The 15550-nt window shown below is 68.9% G+C and carries 14 protein-coding genes; 9 read left to right on the plus strand and 5 right to left on the minus strand.

Annotated elements, in window-relative coordinates; translation table 11 throughout:
• Window positions 1-7 precede the first annotated feature (7 nt).
• From VT85_RS12820 to VT85_RS12845, 6 genes are all read left to right on the plus strand, one after another.
• Complete coding sequence (locus tag VT85_RS12820; RefSeq protein ID WP_068415629.1) at window positions 8-1204, plus strand: SGNH/GDSL hydrolase family protein; 1197 nt, start codon at window positions 8-10, stop codon at window positions 1202-1204.
• Window positions 1205-1276: 72 nt separating this feature from the next.
• Window positions 1277-2164, plus strand: a complete 888-nt coding sequence (locus tag VT85_RS12825) for a DUF3472 domain-containing protein (protein WP_068415632.1) — start codon at window positions 1277-1279, stop codon at window positions 2162-2164.
• Window positions 2165-2285: 121 nt separating this feature from the next.
• Entirely contained in the window at window positions 2286-3731 is a 1446-nt protein-coding gene (locus VT85_RS12830; protein WP_068421927.1) for a trypsin-like peptidase domain-containing protein, read from the plus strand.
• 113 nt (window positions 3732-3844) lie between these two features.
• Window positions 3845-6046 (plus strand): DUF1549 and DUF1553 domain-containing protein, encoded by a 2202-nt coding sequence (locus VT85_RS12835; protein WP_082858572.1) that lies wholly within the window; start codon window positions 3845-3847, stop codon window positions 6044-6046.
• Between the two features lie 46 nt (window positions 6047-6092).
• Window positions 6093-7412 carry a DUF1501 domain-containing protein gene (locus VT85_RS12840; RefSeq protein ID WP_068415637.1) on the plus strand — a complete coding sequence of 440 codons (1320 nt, stop codon included), beginning with the start codon at window positions 6093-6095 and terminating at the stop codon, window positions 7410-7412.
• Complete coding sequence (locus VT85_RS12845) at window positions 7409-9067, plus strand: PPC domain-containing protein (protein ID WP_068415641.1); 1659 nt, start codon at window positions 7409-7411, stop codon at window positions 9065-9067. The genes VT85_RS12840 and VT85_RS12845 overlap by 4 nt, the downstream gene beginning before the upstream one ends.
• Window positions 9068-9128: 61 nt before the next feature.
• On the opposite strand, the gene VT85_RS12850 is transcribed toward VT85_RS12845, so the two are convergent.
• Window positions 9129-9623 (minus strand): peptidylprolyl isomerase, encoded by a 495-nt coding sequence (locus VT85_RS12850; protein WP_068415644.1) that lies wholly within the window; start codon window positions 9621-9623, stop codon window positions 9129-9131.
• Window positions 9624-9885: 262 nt separating this feature from the next.
• Between VT85_RS12850 and VT85_RS12855 the strand changes: the two genes are divergently transcribed.
• Window positions 9886-10446: a glycine cleavage system protein R gene (locus VT85_RS12855; protein ID WP_068415648.1), complete on the plus strand. Its 561-nt coding sequence runs from the start codon at window positions 9886-9888 to the stop codon at window positions 10444-10446.
• 68 nt (window positions 10447-10514) lie between these two features.
• Window positions 10515-11330, plus strand: a complete 816-nt coding sequence (locus tag VT85_RS12860) for a tRNA (guanine(46)-N(7))-methyltransferase TrmB (protein ID WP_231871368.1) — start codon at window positions 10515-10517, stop codon at window positions 11328-11330.
• A gap of 86 nt (window positions 11331-11416) precedes the next feature.
• On the opposite strand, the gene VT85_RS26770 is transcribed toward VT85_RS12860, so the two are convergent.
• From VT85_RS26770 to VT85_RS12875, 4 genes are all read right to left on the minus strand, one after another.
• Window positions 11417-11593, minus strand: coding sequence for a DUF1328 domain-containing protein (locus tag VT85_RS26770; RefSeq protein WP_082858573.1), 177 nt, complete (start codon window positions 11591-11593; stop codon window positions 11417-11419).
• Between the two features lie 112 nt (window positions 11594-11705).
• Window positions 11706-12191, minus strand: coding sequence for a CsbD family protein (locus VT85_RS12865; protein ID WP_068421931.1), 486 nt, complete (start codon window positions 12189-12191; stop codon window positions 11706-11708).
• A 471-nt stretch (window positions 12192-12662) separates the two neighbouring features.
• The gene (locus VT85_RS12870; RefSeq protein WP_068415652.1) at window positions 12663-13058 is read right to left on the minus strand and encodes an iron-sulfur cluster assembly scaffold protein; all 396 of its coding nucleotides are present in this window, start codon (window positions 13056-13058) and stop codon (window positions 12663-12665) included.
• A gap of 53 nt (window positions 13059-13111) precedes the next feature.
• Window positions 13112-14413 carry an aminotransferase class V-fold PLP-dependent enzyme gene (locus VT85_RS12875; protein WP_197490640.1) on the minus strand — a complete coding sequence of 434 codons (1302 nt, stop codon included), beginning with the start codon at window positions 14411-14413 and terminating at the stop codon, window positions 13112-13114.
• A gap of 262 nt (window positions 14414-14675) precedes the next feature.
• Between VT85_RS12875 and VT85_RS12880 the strand changes: the two genes are divergently transcribed.
• On the plus strand, window positions 14676-15476 hold the full coding sequence (locus VT85_RS12880) for a molecular chaperone (protein ID WP_068415655.1): 801 nt from the start codon (window positions 14676-14678) through the stop codon (window positions 15474-15476).
• The last annotated feature ends 74 nt before the right edge of the window (window positions 15477-15550 follow it).

The following is a 15550-nucleotide window of genomic DNA, read 5'->3' on the forward strand; positions in this document are numbered from 1 at the left end:
AGCCCCCATGAGCCGCCCCCCGGTCCGCAACCTCCTTCGCATCCTTCGACTGTTCCGTGACGGCTGGCTGCTGCTGGGCCTGTCCCTGGTCCTGGCCCTCGTCCTGGAGACGGGACTCCGGGGCGCGTTCGCGCTCAAGGATCGGGTCGCCGCCCCGGCCTCGCCCGATCCTCGCGTCGTCCGCGACGGCTACGGCGGCCAAGCCTGGCCGGTCGAGCATTATCGCGAGCTGGAAGCTCTCGCGGACCGCTGGGAGCCCTACACCTATTTCCGGCAGCGGCCGTTCCAGGGGCGGACGATCACCGTCGACGATCGCGGCCGACGCGCCGTCTGGCGGGCGACGACGGAGCAGGGGGGGGGCGGGGAGGCGAGCCCGCCGGTCAAGATCCTCATGCTCGGCGGCTCGTCGCTCTGGGGCTTCGGCGCCCGCGACGACGAGACGATCCCCTCGCTCATGGCCCGCGCCCTCCACGAACGAGGTGTGGTCGTCGAGATACGCAACCTCTCGGAGATCGGCTATGTCAGCACCCAGGAGGTCGTCGCGTTGGTGCGCGAGCTACAAGCCGGATATCGGCCCGACGTGGTGCTGATGTACGACGGCGCCAACGACGCGGCGTCGGCCTTGCTGGAGGGGGCGGCCGGGCTGACGACCAACGAGCGGAACCGCGTCCTGGAGTTCAACATGCTCCAGTCCCCCGGCCGAATGGCGACGGCGATCGCGGGCCGCCTGATTGGGGAGTCGGCGCTGCAGCGGACCGCGAAGTCGATCGGCCGTCGCGTCTTCGGCGCGGCCGAAGGGGGCCCTCCCGCCCTCCCGGCCGCCGACCTCGACGCGCTCGCCCTCGGCGTCGTCGACGTCTACCAGGCGAACCTGGGTCTCGTCGACGCCCTCGCCGAGCGGTATGGATTCCGCACCCTCTTCGCCTGGCAGCCGGTCGTGTTCGATCGCGCCTCGCCCTCTCCGTTCGAACGCGAGGAGGCCGCGAAATATGCCTGGCTCGCCCCGATCTTCGCGAAGGTCGCCGACGAACGCGGCCGACGCGACGCCCTCAAGAACCGCGGCGATTTCCTCGACCTGGGCCTGCTGTTCCGCGACTCCCCGGAACTGGTTTTCATCGACTACTGCCACACGACCGAGCGAGCCAACGCACGGGTGGCCGAGCGACTCGTGGAGAAACTGCTCGACGTCCTCCCCGGGCGCTGAACGGTTGACGGACTGTGCGGGGGGCGGTCTGATCGAGACAGGAAAATCAGTCGGGACGAACGGAGGGACGAGATGGCGACGCGAAGCGTTCGAGGTATCGGGTGGGTCGGGCTGGCGATGATCGCGACGGCGGTCGTGGTCGCGGCGTCGGGGCGGACGAGGGCCGACGAGCGGCTCAAGGACGTCGCCTGCCGATCGGTCCACCTGGGATATCCGGCGGGGGCGGGGACGGCTTTCTACAACGAGGTGACGATCCGCGAGTCGGCCGTCGGGACGTACTTCATGGTCTGCGGCTGGGACAAGGGGTACTTCGGCCTCCAGGAGCTGGCGGACGGCAAGAAGCTCCTGATCTTCTCGGTCTGGGACTCCGAGAGCAACGACCCGAACGCCCAGACGCCGGAGGCCCGGACCCGACTCCTGCACAAGGACGAGAAGGTCCGCGTGAAGCGGTTCGGCGGCGAGGGGAGCGGCGGCCAGTCGTTCTTCGACTACGACTGGAAGCTCGGCGAGACCTACAAGCTGATGGTCTCGTCGCGGGTGGACGGCGACCGCACCGAGTACACCGGCTGGTTCTACGTCCCGGAGGATGCGGCCTGGAAGAAGCTCGTGACGTTCTCCACGATCACCGGCGGCAAGGACCTCGGCGGCTACTACGCTTTCATCGAGGACTTCAAGCGCGACCGCGAATCGACCACCCACGCCCGCCGCGCCGAGTTCGCGAACGGCTGGATCAGGACGACCGCCGGCGAGGCCGTCCCGCTGACGAAGGCGAGGTTCACCGCCGACTCCAACCCTGTGTTGAACATCGACGCCTACGCCCGCGACGGTCGGTTCACCCTCGTCACCGGCGGAGCGACCGAAAACAAGTCGACCAAGCTTCGCGACGTGATGGAGCTTCCCGCCGAGGCGGACGCCCACGCCCCCGAAGCCCTCAAGCTCCCCTCCGCCGACCACCCCTGAGCGGTTTCTCGGGTTGTCGCCCGGGCGCGCCGGGGAAACAATGAAGACGAGACGGTCGGGCCTCGACGCGCGTTCGGCGCGTCGGGCCGCTTGGTCCGCCCTGGCCCGGAAGGACGGCTTGATGGCGCTTCTGCTTTGCCTGGTCTGTGTGGGTATGGCGTGGGACGACGCCCCGGCGCCCGCGACGGCCCCGCTCGACGTCGTGAGCGCGTTCGAGAAGGTCCTGACCGACGCGATCGCGCGGACCGAGGGGGCCGTGGTGGCGATCCATCGGGACCGGGACGAGAACGCCCGCGAGACCCTGGCCGTGCGCGGCCGCCCCCGCGCGAAGGCCGACGTCGAGGCGCGGATGCTCCGCGCCCGGATGCTCGACGACGAGGCCATCTCGTTCGACTTCGGCTCGGGCGTCGTGGTCGGCGACGACGGCGAGATCCTGACGTGCTTCCACGTCGTCAAGGGGGCGAGCCGGTTGATCGTCCGGGCCGTCGACCGCCAGGCCTTCGAGGCCGAGGTGATCGCCGCCGATCCCCGCAGCGACCTCGCCGTCATCGCGCCGGTCGCCGGCCCCGGCCTCCCCAAGCCCCGTCTGAAGCCGATCCCCCTGGGCGATGCGACCGGCCTTCGCAAGGGATCGTTCCTCATCACCCTGGGGAACCCTTTCAACGCCGCCATGCAGGACGGCCGGGCCAACGCGAGCTGGGGCATCCTGTCGAACGTCGCCCGCCGCGTCATGTACGACTCCGAGGTCGACTCGACCGGCCGCCGGGTCGTCCAGCTCCCCCACTATCCGACCCTCCTCCAGCTCGACTCCAAGCTCAACCTGGGCATGAGCGGCGGGGCCGTCGTGAACCTGAAGGGCGAGCTGGTGGGCCTGGTGACCACGGCCGCCAGCCCGGCGGGCTTCGACGCCATGGCCGGCTACGCCTTCCCGATCGACCGCATGGGCCGTCGCGCGGTGGAGACCCTGAAGCAAGGGAAGGAAGTCGAGTACGGACTGCTCGGCATCCGCCAATCCGCCGGCTTCAACGCCAACATGGGGAACTCGAACCGGATCGACTCCGTCTCCCCCAACTCGCCGGCCGCGCTCGGCGACCTCCAGCGCGACGACGTGATCGTCGCGGTCGAGGGGGCCCCGGTCCACGACTTCTCCTCCCTGATCGTGGCCGTCAGCGCCTACGCCCCCGGAGACAAGATCCGCCTCAAGATCCTTCGCGAAGGCCGCGAGCTTGAGAAGACCCTGGTCCTCGCCAAGTTCCCCGTCGAGGGGGAGATCATCGCCACGGTCCGTCCCCCCGCCTGGCGAGGCATCCGCGTCGACCACCGCAGCCTTCTGATCGCCCCCCAGGTCGGATTCAACCCGGTCGACGCCGCCCCCCAGGGGGTCGTCGTCCGCGAGGTTGAGCCCGGCTCCCCGGCCGACAAGGCCGGCCTCAAGCCCTGGCAGACGATCCGCGAGATCGGCGGACGACCCGTGACCGACCCCGCCGAATTCGCCAAGGTCGTCGCCGACGTGAAGGGACCGGCCCGGCTCATGACCGACCTCGGCCCCATCACCGTCGAGCCCTGACCCTCCGTCGCGACGGGCCGGAGGGTGTCGAATAATTGTTGAAAAGGTGAGGCGGATCGGTTAAAACCAATCCTGCGTGAGCACTGCGTCGCAAGGGGACCGGGGCCATCAGGATGCGAGCCGTAATCTTCAGTTTCGTGGTCGCGGTCGGCGCGAGCGGCCTGTTCGGGGGTTCGGCGTCGGGAGCGGACGCTCCCGCCGGCGTCACCTTCGAGCGCGACATCGAGCCGATCTTGACCCGAGCCGGGTGCAACGCCGGAGCCTGCCACGGCAAGGCGAGCGGCCAGAACGGCTTCAAGCTCTCCCTCCTGGGGTTCGATCCCGAGTTCGACCATATCGCGATCGCGCGCGAGGCCGGCGGACGGCGCGTCTTCCCGGCCCTTCCCGAGCAGAGCCTCGTCCTGCTGAAGGCTTCGGGCGGGCTCCCCCACGGCGGCGGCCAGCCGATCGACCCCTCGGGGCCGTTCTACGAGACGCTCCGAAGCTGGATCGCGGCCGGGCTCCCCCGGACCGCCGCCGACGCGCCGAAGTTGCAGCGTGTGGCCGTCGAGCCGGCCGAGCGAAGGCTCGATCGCGAGGAATCCTTCAACCTGCACGTCACCGCCTTCTTCTCCGACGGCTCCTCGGAGGACGTGACGCACCTGGCCGCGTACGGCTCCAGCGAATCGACCATGGTCGCGGTCGACCCCGAGGGCCGCGTCAAGGCGGGCAAGTTCGCGGGCGAGGCGACGATCTCCGCGCGCTATGAAGGGATGTTCGCCAACTGCGACGTCTCCATCCCCCTGCCGGGCGAAGTCCCCGCCGAGGTGTACGCCGCGCTCCCTCGATCCAACTTCATCGACGATCACGTCTGGACCAAGCTGAAGAAGCTGGGCCTGACGCCTTCCGCTCCCGCGGGCGATCCCACGTTCCTGAGGCGAGCCTACCTGGACGTCATCGGCCGCCTGCCGACGCCGGAGGAGGCTCGGGAGTTCCTCGCGGATTCCACTCCCGACAAGCGCGCCCGGCTCGTCGATCGGCTGCTGGACCGGCCCGAATACGCCGACCACTGGGCGAACAAGTGGATGGACCTGCTCCGGCCCAACCCCTACCGTGTGGGGATCAAGGCCGTCTTCAACCTGGACGGCTGGATCCGGGACGCGTTCCGGCGAAACCTGCCTTACGACCAGTTCGTGCGCGAGATCGTCACCGCGCGGGGCAGCACGTTCGAGGAGGGGCCCGCGACGATCTTCCGCGACCATCGCGAGCCGATCGAGGTCGCCCCGGTCGTCAGCCAGCTCTTCCTGGGCATCCGGCTCGATTGCGCCAAGTGCCACCACCACCCGTTCGAGTCGTGGGGCCAGGAGCAGTTCTACGAGTTCGCGGCCTTCTTCGCCCGCGTGGGACGCAAGGGGACCGGCCTCTCGCCGCCGATCTCCGGGAGCGAGGAGATGGTCTTCACCGCCAAGTCGGGGTCGGTCGAGCACCCGCTGACCGGCAAGGCCCTCCCCCCCAAGCCGCTTTTCGGCTCGGCCCCGCTCGACGACGACCCCGAGGCGGACCCCCGCGAGGCGCTCGCCCGCTGGATGACCGCCCCCGACAACCGGTATTTCGCGCAGGTGATGGCCAACCGCGTCTGGGCCGACATGATGGGCGTGGGCGTCGTCGATCCCGTGGACGACATCCGCGCGACCAACCCGCCCAGCAACGGCCCCCTCCTCGACGCCCTCGCCGACGATTTTCGGTCCCACGGCTACGACGTCAAGCACCTGATCCGGACCATCATGACGTCGTCGGTCTACGGGCTGAGCTCCGAGCCCAACGACCGGAACGTCGCCGACACCCGCAACTTCTCCCGCTACTACCGCCAGCGGCTCCGGGCGGAGATCCTCCTGGACGCGATCAGCGACGTGACCGACGTCGCCGACGACTTCCAGGCGTCGCCCCCCCGCAGCCTCGCCACGACGACCTGGACCACCCGGATCCCTTCGCTCTTCCTCGATACGTTCGGCCGACCCGACCCGAATCAGGATCCTCCTTGCGAACGGACCAGCGACACGGCCGTCGTCCAGGCCCTGCACCTCATGAACTCCCCCGGCGTCCACCAGAAACTCTCATCCGACGAAGGTCGGGTCGCCGCGCTGGCCAAGGGAGATCAAACGCCCCGGGCGATCGTCGACGAACTCTACCTCCTCGCCTACAGCCGGCCCCCCACCGAGGACGAGAGGAGCGTGGCCGAGGCGCTCTTCCCGGAAGCCGCCGGCGATCGCCGAGGCGCGGTCGAGGACCTTCTCTGGGCCCTGCTGAATTCCCCCGAATTCGTGTTCAAGGACTGATCCACGGATCGGCCGGACCACGTCCCTCCTGATAAAGGCGAGACCGATGGCAATCTCCAGGAACTGCGAATCCACGACCCGACGCGACTGCCTCCGCCTCGGCCTGGGCGCCCTGATCGGCGGCGGCCTGGTCGACGCCTTGAGGGTCCGAGGGCAGGCGGCCATCCCCGGGGCGAGGCCGACGAGCTGCATCCTGATCTGGATGGACGGCGGCCCGAGCCACTACGAGACCTTCGACCCGAAGCCGAACGCGCCCGCCGAGATCCGGGGGCAGTTCGGCCCGATCGCCACCTCGGTCCCGGGGATCCAGTTCGCCGAGCCCATGAAGGGGCTGGCGGCGATCGCCGACAAGCTCGCCATCGTCCGTTCCATCCGCCACGACCAGGGGAATCACGGGGCGGGCAACCATTACATGATGACCGGCGCGCCGCCCCGGATCCCGGTCGGGTGCGGGGCGTTCGTGAGCTTCCATCCGAGCATGGGCGCCGTCGCCGCCCATGAGCGCGGGGCCGTCGGCGGGCTCCCGGCCTACTTCTCCATGCCGAGCATGACGCGCTCCGGAGGGCCGAACTTCCTCGGCGCGAAGTACGCCCCGTTCGTCGTGCCCGACGACCCGAATTCCAAGAGCTTCCGCGTCCGGGACGTCACCCCGCCCCGCGACGTCGCCGGCCCCCGGGTCGACGGCCGGCGCGGCCTCCGCGATCGGCTCGACCACTTCAAGCGATTCACCGACAAGTCGGCGGGCGACCCGGCCCTGGCCCTCGACGAATATTACGACCAGGGATATGAGCTGATGTCGTCGCATCAGGCCCAGCGCGCCTTCGACATCACCCAGGAAGATCCCCGCGTCCGCGATCGGTACGGTCGGAGTTCGTTCGGCCAGCGCTGCCTGCTCGCCCGACGACTCGTCGAGGCCGGCGTCCCCTTCGTGACACTGAACGAGGGGGGATGGGACCACCACGTCTCGATCTTCGACGGCTACGAGAAGCGGATGCCCGCCTTCGACTCCTCGATCGCGGCCCTCATCCAGGACCTCGACCAGCGCGGGTTGCTCGACTCCACCCTGGTCCTCGCCCTCGGGGAGTTCGGCCGGACCCCGAAGATCAACAAGGACGCGGGGCGCGACCACTGGTCGAACGCCATGTCGGTCCTGGTCGCGGGCTGCGGCACCCCGGGGGGTCAGGTCGTCGGCGCGACCGACGTTCGGGGATACGCCGCCAGCGAACGCGTCCTCTCTCCCGAGAATCTCGCGGCCACCGTCTATCGGAAGCTAGGGATCGACCCCGGGACGATCCTCTACACTCCCAGCGGCCGGCCCACCTATCTGGTCTCGGACCCGACCCCGATCCGGGAGCTGATGGGATGAGACGGCGATCGCTCACCGCCTCGCTCTTCTCGATCGGCCTGCTGGTCGTCGCCGTCCCGGACTCCCCGGCCAAGCCGCCGGCGCTCACCGGATTCTTCCCGGCCGGAGCCGCGCGCGGCCAGTCCCTGACGGTGACGATGTCGGGGACGTTCGAACGCTGGCCCGTGAAGTGCTGGGTCGAAGGGGCGGGGCTCTCGGTGAAGCCCGGGGAAGAGAAGGGGAAATTGTCGGTCCAGGTCGCCGACGACGCCCAGCCCGGAGTGCGCTGGGTGCGCGTGTACGACGACGAAGGGGCGACGAGCCTGCGGCCCTTCCTCATCGGTGCGCTTCCCGAAGTGATGGAGACGGAACCGAACGACGACCCGCGCCATGCTCAGGCGATCGATCCCGCGCGCGCCACCGTCAACGGCCGCCTGGCCAAGTCCGACGACGTCGACGGCTATGCCGTGAACCTGGAGGCGGGTCAGGTCCTCGCGGCCGATCTGGAAGCCGACCGCAACATCGGTTCGCCGATGGACGCCGTGCTCCAGGTCGCCTCGACCAAGGGCTTCATCCTCGCGCAGAACAACGACGCCGTCGGCCGCGACCCGCGCATCCTGTTCCAGGCCCCCGCGAAAGGGACGTACGTCGTCCGCCTCTTCGCTTTCCCCGCGACCCCGGACAGCACCATCCGATTCGCCGGGGGGGACGCCTACATCTACCGCCTTACGCTGACGACCGGCGGCTTCATCGAGCACGCGTTTCCGCTCGCCGTTTCCGCCGAGAGCCCGACGTCCGTCGCGGCCGTCGGCCCGAACATCGCGGAAGCCGACTCCGTCCTCGTCGTCCCCGCCGACGCCGCGTCCGACCTGATCATGCTCACCCATCCGTTGCTCGCCGGAAGCGCCCAGGTCCGGCGCGTCGGGGGGTCCTTGGAAGCCGAGGTCGAGCCCAACGATCCGGCTTCGCCTCAGACGTTCGTCGACCGAGGCGCCGTCAGCGGGAGGATCGACCCGCCGGGAGACCGGGACGCCTACCGGATCGCCATGAAGAAGGACGAGAAGCGCCGCTTCCGGCTGGAATCGCGAGCCTTCGGCCTCCCGCTCGACGCCGTCCTCCAGGTCCTCGACGCCGACGGCAAGGCCCTGGCCGAGGCCGACGACGTCGGTGCATCGATCGATCCCGAGATCACCTTCACGGCCCCGGCGGACGGCGACTTTCGCGTGGTCGTTCGGGACCTGAATCGTCGCGGAGGGCCGCGTTACGCGTACCTCCTCACGGCGACCGTCCCCGAGCCCGATTTCGAGCTGAAGCTTCCGGCCGACCTGTTCGAGGCGACGCCCGGAAAAGAGACCAAGATCGTCGTGACGGTCGCCCGCAAGGACGGCTATAACGACGCGATCGAGGTGACGGCCGAGGGACTTCCGGAGGGCGTCACGGCCGCGAAAGTCGTGTCCCAACCTTCCGATGACTCGGCGAAGTCGGTGACGCTCGAAATCCGTGCCGAGGCCGGACCCGCCTCGGGCCCGTTCCGGATCGTCGCGAACCCCGCCGAGGGGAAGGGCCGCCGGCGGGTCGCCCTGGCGAAGGTCGCCGGTTTCGAGGTCGAGACGGATCGGCCCTGGCTTACGATCCTCCCCGCCCCCACCCCCGCCCCCGAGCCGAAGAAGCCTTGAAACGAGGGGGACGCGTCGTAGCGGACGGCCGGAGCCCCGGCCGTCCGGCTTCGATCGCGGATCAGAGCTGGCCGCAATCCTCGACGGTGATCTTGGCCGACGGCCTCCCGCTGGAGGAGCCGAGCGCCTCGACCGCCTTGACGACGTCGGAGCCCTCGGTCACCTCGCCGAAGACGACGTGCTTGCCGTCCAGCCAGGCGGTGGGGACGGTCGTGATGAAGAACTGCGAGCCGTTGGTGTTCGGCCCGGCGTTGGCCATCGACAGCAGGAACGGCCGGTCGTGCTTGAGCGTGAAGTTCTCGTCGGCGAACTTGGTCCCGTAGATGGACTTCCCGCCGGTGCCGTTGTGGTTCGTGAAGTCGCCCCCCTGGAGCATGAACTGGGGGATGACGCGATGGAACGACGAGCCCTTGTAGCCGAAGCCCTTCTCGTGCGTGCAGAGCGCACGGAAGTTCTCGGCCGTCTTGGGGGCGACGTCGTCGAAGAGTTCCATGGTGATGCGCCCGGCGGGCTTGCCGTCGATGCTGACGTCGAAATAGACGCTCGGTCTGGCCACGCTTGGAGTCCTGTCGTGAAGAATCGCGTTCGTCGTGTCTCGAACAGGGTAAACTACCGCCCGACGCCGCCAACCTCAACCCGTAAGCGATGACGACGCGGCCGGCCGGGGGGCGATCACCAGGATGCGATCGCCGATGCGTCGGATCGAGGCTTGCGACCGATCCTTCCCCGGGATAGGCTCGCAAGCGTCCGCGAGATGCGGCGGCGACCGAACGATCGGGGCGTCTGCCGGGCGCGATACGGCCGAAGGAGCTTCCCCAATGCCCCGGAATTTCGTGCTCACCCTGACCGGCCCGGATCGAATCGGGATCGTCGAGGAAGTGACCCGCCTGGTGCTCGACCGCGGGGGCAACGTGGAGACCAGCCGCATGGCGCGGCTGGGGGGCGAGTTCGCCGTGCTCATGCTCGTCGCGGTCCCCGAGGGGAAGGGGGAGGGCCTCGGCGGCGACTTCGGGGGGCTGGCGGACCAGGGCTACAAGGTCACGATCACCGCCGCCGACGAGGACGATGGGTCGTCGCACGTCGGCTGGTCTGCGTTCCACCTCTCCGTCGACGGAGCCGACCATGAGGGGATCATCCACGAGGTCGCCAGCCACCTCGCCCGGCATGGGATCAGCATCGTGGAGATGGACTCCGAATCCGCGCCGGCACCCACCAGCGGCTCGCCGCTCTTCTCCATGAGGGCCCTCGTCCTGGTCCCGCCCGAGGTCGAGGAGGACTGGACCTCGGGGCTGAAGGAGATCGGCTGGCGGATGAACCTGGAAATCGACGTCGAGGCCGCCCCCGACGACGAAGCCGGCTTCGAGGACTCCGAGAGCTGACGGGCCCGAGATCGTTCGACCGCGACCCCGTTCGTCGGTTACACTCGAGCCGCCGAGGAGCGGGGCGAGTGGCCGCGATCCGCGCACACGGTCGGGCGAGGGGCGGGGCGATGCAGGCGGATGACAACGAGGTCGAGCAGGAATTCGGGGTCCCGATCCCCGGCCGGATCCTCCCCCAGGAGGAGTGGGCCCGCACGGCCGTCAAGCGGCTTCCCGAAACGGGCCCGCTCGACTTCGCCGCGGTCTTCGGCCGCGAGGCCCCGCTGGTCCTCGACCTGGGTTGCGGCAACGGTCGGTCCACCCTGATCAGCGCGCTGGCCAGGCCCGAGGTCGACCACTTCGCGATCGACGTCCTCCCCGTGGTGATCCGCTACGCCACCCGTCGCGGCAACCAGCGTGGGCTCTCCAACGTCCGGTTCGCGGTCAAGGACGCGGAGACGTTCCTCGACCGGTACGTCGGCGACGACGCGGTCGAGGAAGTCCACCTCTACCATCCCCAGCCGTACCACGACGCCCGCCAGGCTCATCGGCGGCTCGTCACGCCGCGGTTCGCGGCCGACGTCCATCGCGTCCTCAAGCCGGGCGGCCTGTTCGTCCTCCAGACCGACAACCCGGACTACTGGGCCTACATGACCCGCCTGGTCCCGCATTTCTTCGACTTCCAGGAGCATCCCGGCCCCTGGCCCGACAGTCCCGAAGGCCGCACCCGACGCGAGATCATCGCCCTCCAGCGCGGGCTGAAGGTCTTCCGGGGGATCGGCCGACGTCGTGGCGACATCGATCGGGCGCGGGCCCTGGACCTCGCCCGCAAGCTGCCATCCCCCACCTTCCGGAGCCGAGGGCCCTGGTGCGACCTCGACCGCATCGAGGCGATGTCCCCCTGAGCGCGCGAAAACTCCGGGACCGCCGACCTGAAGGCCGACCGTCCCGGAGTTGATGCGTCGGTTGTTCTCGGATCCGACCGGCCGGGCTAGGCGGTCGTCTTGCGGACGACCGTCAGGCCGACGATCAAGGAAGCGATGAACATGACGGCGAAGATCAGCGCGATGAACTTGGCGATCCCGGCGGAGGCGTCGCTCACGCCGTAGAAGCCGAACGCCGCGGCCAGCATCGAGATGATCGCGAAAAGGATCGCCAGGCGCAACATGCGCGGGCCTCCGTTTGATTTCAAAAGGTTAGGGGAGGGCTGGACGCCGCCCGCGAGAGGATTCGCGGGCCAGGCGTCAGGCCTTCAATTCGACGAGGCGAAGTCGATCCGATTAGAAGAACCGGCGCGACTGCTGCTGATGCGAGACGGCGCTGCTGGTGTAGCCGGCGATCATGCCCGCCATGAAGCCGATGCCGAAAGCCGCGGCGACCCACTGCACCGGGTTGCGAATGACCATCTCGCGTGCGTGGCCGAGCTGCTCGCCGGCCATCTCGCGGACGTGGCCGAGCTGCTCGCCGGCTTGGTCGCTCACCTGGGAGTAGCCCTCGCGGATTCGGTTCGTCGCCTGATTGGCGGCGTGGCCGACGGTCTCGACCGCGTTCGAGAGCATCGACGAACCTTCGCTCAGGAGGCCGTCGAAGTACTTCTCGATCTGTTCACGCTTCTCGCCCGTCCGCTCCTGGATCCGGCCGATGAGCTGGTCGACGTTGCCGTTGGTCCAGCGGAGGTCGTCGTCGGTCAACTGGCCCCACTTCTTCTTGACTTCGCCCTTGAGCTGATTCCACTGCCCCTGGAGATTCTGAAGATTGACGGCCATGATTGGTTTCCTCTTGGTTAGGAGTGCCGGATCGGCCTCCACGACGTCGGCGCGATCTTTCACGGTTCCGAGGTCGCGGGCCTCGATCGCCTGGCGATCCCGGCTCGTTCCTGCCAGGCGTTCGGCCGGACGCCGCTCGTCCGTTCGCCCCTGGCGGTTGAAATAGGGAAATCGCAATCGACGTGCCATTCGGCCGTGGTTCTTCGAGAAGGCCCGAATCTCGGCGGAGGGCTGCGACCGGAACCCCGTCAGGGCCAAGGGACTCGTGCGTCCCCTGGCGTTGCAGGATCCGACCGGTCGGGCGGCAAGCGTGGCGCGCAGGCGGCTCGCCTCACAAGGCGCGGGGCCTGGCGGGGTAGTGCACGCGGCTGCTCAGGGGTGGGAATCGCCCCGGTCTGGAGGGGGAGGCCCCTCCAACTTCCCGGAAGACGGGGAAGCGGAGGAGGGGCGGGAGGGTCGTTTCGGCCCGTCTCAGGCCGTCGCATTTTCCTTGTTCTGGAGGGCCTGCTGGATGGCCTTCCAGCCCAGGAGGCCGCACTTCATGCGGGTGGGCGTGAGGGACATCCCGAGGAGCTTGACGACGTCGGCCGGGCCGAGCTTGCGGGCGTCCTCGACGCTCGCCCCTTCCAGGTGTTCGGCCAGCAGGGACGTCGCCGCCTGGCTGATGACGCAGCCCTTGCCGTCGAACCGGATCTCCCGGATGCGGTCGTCGGCCCCCACCGTCATCTCGACGTGGATCTGATCGCCGCAGAAGGGATTGTCCAGGTCGCAGACGTAATTGGGTCCCTTGGGGTCCTCGATCCGGCCCCGGTAGGGGGAGGAATAGTAGTGATCCAGGATCTCTTCGCGATACAGCGGGTCGTCCATTTCGGTTCCTTGGCGGCGCGGGGGAAGCCGCGCCCGCGAGGGCCGGCCCCGGCCTAGCGACGGCGGAGCAGCGTCTTGATCGACCCTAAAGCGACGGCGAGGTGGTCGATCTCTTCGGTTGTATTGTACAGGGCGAAGCTGGCCCGCGCGGAGGCCGGAATCCCCAGTCGGGCGTGCAACGGCATGGCGCAGTGGTGCCCGGCCCGGATCGCGACTCCCGATCGATCCAGCAGTTGCGAGAGGTCGTGGGGATGCGTCCCCTCCAGCGTGAAACCGACGATCGGCCCCTTCCCCCCGATCGCCGCGGGTCCCAGGATCCGCATCCCCTCGACCGCACCCAGAACCTTGTGCGCATGCTCGATCAAGGTTCGCTCGTGCCGCGCGACGGCCTCATGGTCCAGCGTTTCGAGGTAATCGATCGCCGCTCCCAGGCCGATCGCCTCGGCGATGGCGGGCGTGCCGGCCTCGAACTTGTCGGGCAGCTCGTTCCAGACCGCCCGATGGCGCTCGACGCGCAGCACCATGTTGCCGCCGCCGAGGACCGGCTCCATGGCCTCCAGGTGCTCGCGCTTGCCGTAGAGGACGCCCACGCCGGTCGGGCCGAAGACCTTGTGGGCGGAGAACGCCGCGAAGTCCACGCCGAGGGAGGTCACGTCGAGGCGTTCATGCGCCAGGCTTTGCGCCGCGTCGATCAGCACCCGAGCGCCCCGCTCGCGAGAGCGACGGACGATCTCCTCGACCGGGGGGCGGACGCCGGTCACGTTCGACATACCCGTCGTCGCGACCATGCGGACCCGGCCGTCGTCGAACAGGCGGTCGAACGCGTCGAGGTCGTACTCCATGTCGTCGGTCAGCTCGACGTAGCGCAGCTCGGCACCGGTCTCGCGCGCGATCAACTGCCAGGGGACGAGGTTCGCGTGGTGTTCCAGCTCGCTGACCACGATCGCGTCGCCCGGCCGAAGGGCCAGCCGGCCCCAGGATCTCGCTGCGAGGTTGATCGCCTCGGTCGTCCCCCGGGTGAAGATCACCTGGGCGGAATCCTCCACGCCGAGATACCGCGCGACCTTCATCCGGGCTTCCTCGAACGCCTCGGTGGCCCGCTCGCTGAGGGCGTGGAGGCCGCGGTGGACGTTCGCCGGGTAGCCCGCCATGCACTCTCGGACGGCCTCGATCACCGATCGAGGCTTGAGCGCGGTCGACGCCGAATCGAAGTACCGCAGGGGAACGCCCGGGCGCAACTCCTCGCCCAGCGGCGGGAAGTCCCCCCGCACTCGCTCCACATCCAGCCTCGCACCCCGTCCCGATACGGCCGCGTCCACCATCCGCTCATCCCTCTCGACGTCGTGCAGACCCATCCGCCGAACCCGCGATCATCGCCTTGCTCCATTCTATACTCTCGACCCCCGATCACGCAGGGGATCGGCGCGAGTGGGCGAAACGAGGCCGTCTCGAAGTCATCCAGGATCGGAAAAGCGCAGGTGTTTCTGTTTTGGATTTCCGTCGAAACCGAATAGACTGGAGATCGGGAATCAAAATGGAGCTTGCAGCCGACGACGGTCGTTCCAGCCGACGAAATCCCATCCGAATCGGCACCGTCCCGGCGGGGAGACCTCATCAATGTGCGACCAATGCCGTTGCGACGCCGACACTTTCGACACCTTGCGCGAGCGGATCTACGACTTTCTGGCGGCCATCCTCACGCATCCCGACCTTGGGACGTGGGGGCGGGTGACGAATCCGTCCGAGCAGGCGCGGGACGTGGCGGCGGTCGACGTGCTGCGTTCGGCGGCGTCGCCGGCTTCGGGCAAGCCTTCGGAGCCCCTGGAAACCGATGATCTGGACCTGCGGCCGCTGATGGTCGAACTGTGCCAGCCGCTGGGTCGTCTGAGGGCGGACTACGACCGCTTCTTCGTGAAGTCACGGCGGATTTCGCACTCGGCGTTGGAGATGGACCATAAGAGCGCGTGGCTGCGTCGCCGTCCCGACCGGAGCATCGACGAGCTGTCACGGGAATACGACGCCGCCGGGCTCCCCGCACGCGAAGACTCGCCGTCGCGGTGCGACCACGTGGCGAGGGAGCTGGGGTTCATGGCCTGGCTGATCGCCCAGTCGCGATTTCAGCGGCGGGTCGCCTGCCTGGGCGCGGGGCGGGGGGACGAGGTCCGCGGTTGTGACCTTGCCCAACGCGACTTCTTCGGCCATCATCTGGCGGGGTGGCTCCCCGAGCTCGCGGCGCAGTTGCGCGATTACGAGGGCGGGGGGTGCCTGGAGCAGCTCGGGCGGTTCCTGGCCGCCTGGATCGTCCTGGAGCGGCGATACCTGGACGCCGAACCGCGCTTCGTCGGCGTGACCCCGTCGCCCCGTGGGACGAAAGCCGCCGGAAGCCGAAAAGGACGGCCGGAGCCGGTCTCCGTTTGACCCGTTCGAGGCCCGTCGCCCAGATCAGGATCGCATCGCATCGCCCGGATCGAGATCCCGTCCCGCCCCGGCGT

Source organism: Planctomyces sp. SH-PL62, assembly GCF_001610895.1.
Classification (GTDB): Bacteria; Planctomycetota; Planctomycetia; order Isosphaerales; family Isosphaeraceae; genus Paludisphaera.

Coding starts and splice junctions, on each gene's coding strand:
- VT85_RS12820 (WP_068415629.1), top strand. CDS start 8: ATGAGCCGCCCCCCGGTCCGCAACCTCCTTCGCATCCTTCGACTGTTC.
- VT85_RS12825 (WP_068415632.1), top strand. CDS start 1,277: ATGGCGACGCGAAGCGTTCGAGGTATCGGGTGGGTCGGGCTGGCGATG.
- VT85_RS12830 (WP_068421927.1), top strand. CDS start 2,286: ATGGCGCTTCTGCTTTGCCTGGTCTGTGTGGGTATGGCGTGGGACGAC.
- VT85_RS12835 (WP_082858572.1), top strand. CDS start 3,845: ATGCGAGCCGTAATCTTCAGTTTCGTGGTCGCGGTCGGCGCGAGCGGC.
- VT85_RS12840 (WP_068415637.1), top strand. CDS start 6,093: ATGGCAATCTCCAGGAACTGCGAATCCACGACCCGACGCGACTGCCTC.
- VT85_RS12845 (WP_068415641.1), top strand. CDS start 7,409: ATGAGACGGCGATCGCTCACCGCCTCGCTCTTCTCGATCGGCCTGCTG.
- VT85_RS12855 (WP_068415648.1), top strand. CDS start 9,886: ATGCCCCGGAATTTCGTGCTCACCCTGACCGGCCCGGATCGAATCGGG.
- VT85_RS26770 (WP_082858573.1), bottom strand. CDS start 11,593: ATGTTGCGCCTGGCGATCCTTTTCGCGATCATCTCGATGCTGGCCGCG.
- VT85_RS12865 (WP_068421931.1), bottom strand. CDS start 12,191: ATGGCCGTCAATCTTCAGAATCTCCAGGGGCAGTGGAATCAGCTCAAG.
- VT85_RS12870 (WP_068415652.1), bottom strand. CDS start 13,058: ATGGACGACCCGCTGTATCGCGAAGAGATCCTGGATCACTACTATTCC.
- VT85_RS12875 (WP_197490640.1), bottom strand. CDS start 14,413: ATGGGTCTGCACGACGTCGAGAGGGATGAGCGGATGGTGGACGCGGCC.
- VT85_RS12880 (WP_068415655.1), top strand. CDS start 14,676: ATGTGCGACCAATGCCGTTGCGACGCCGACACTTTCGACACCTTGCGC.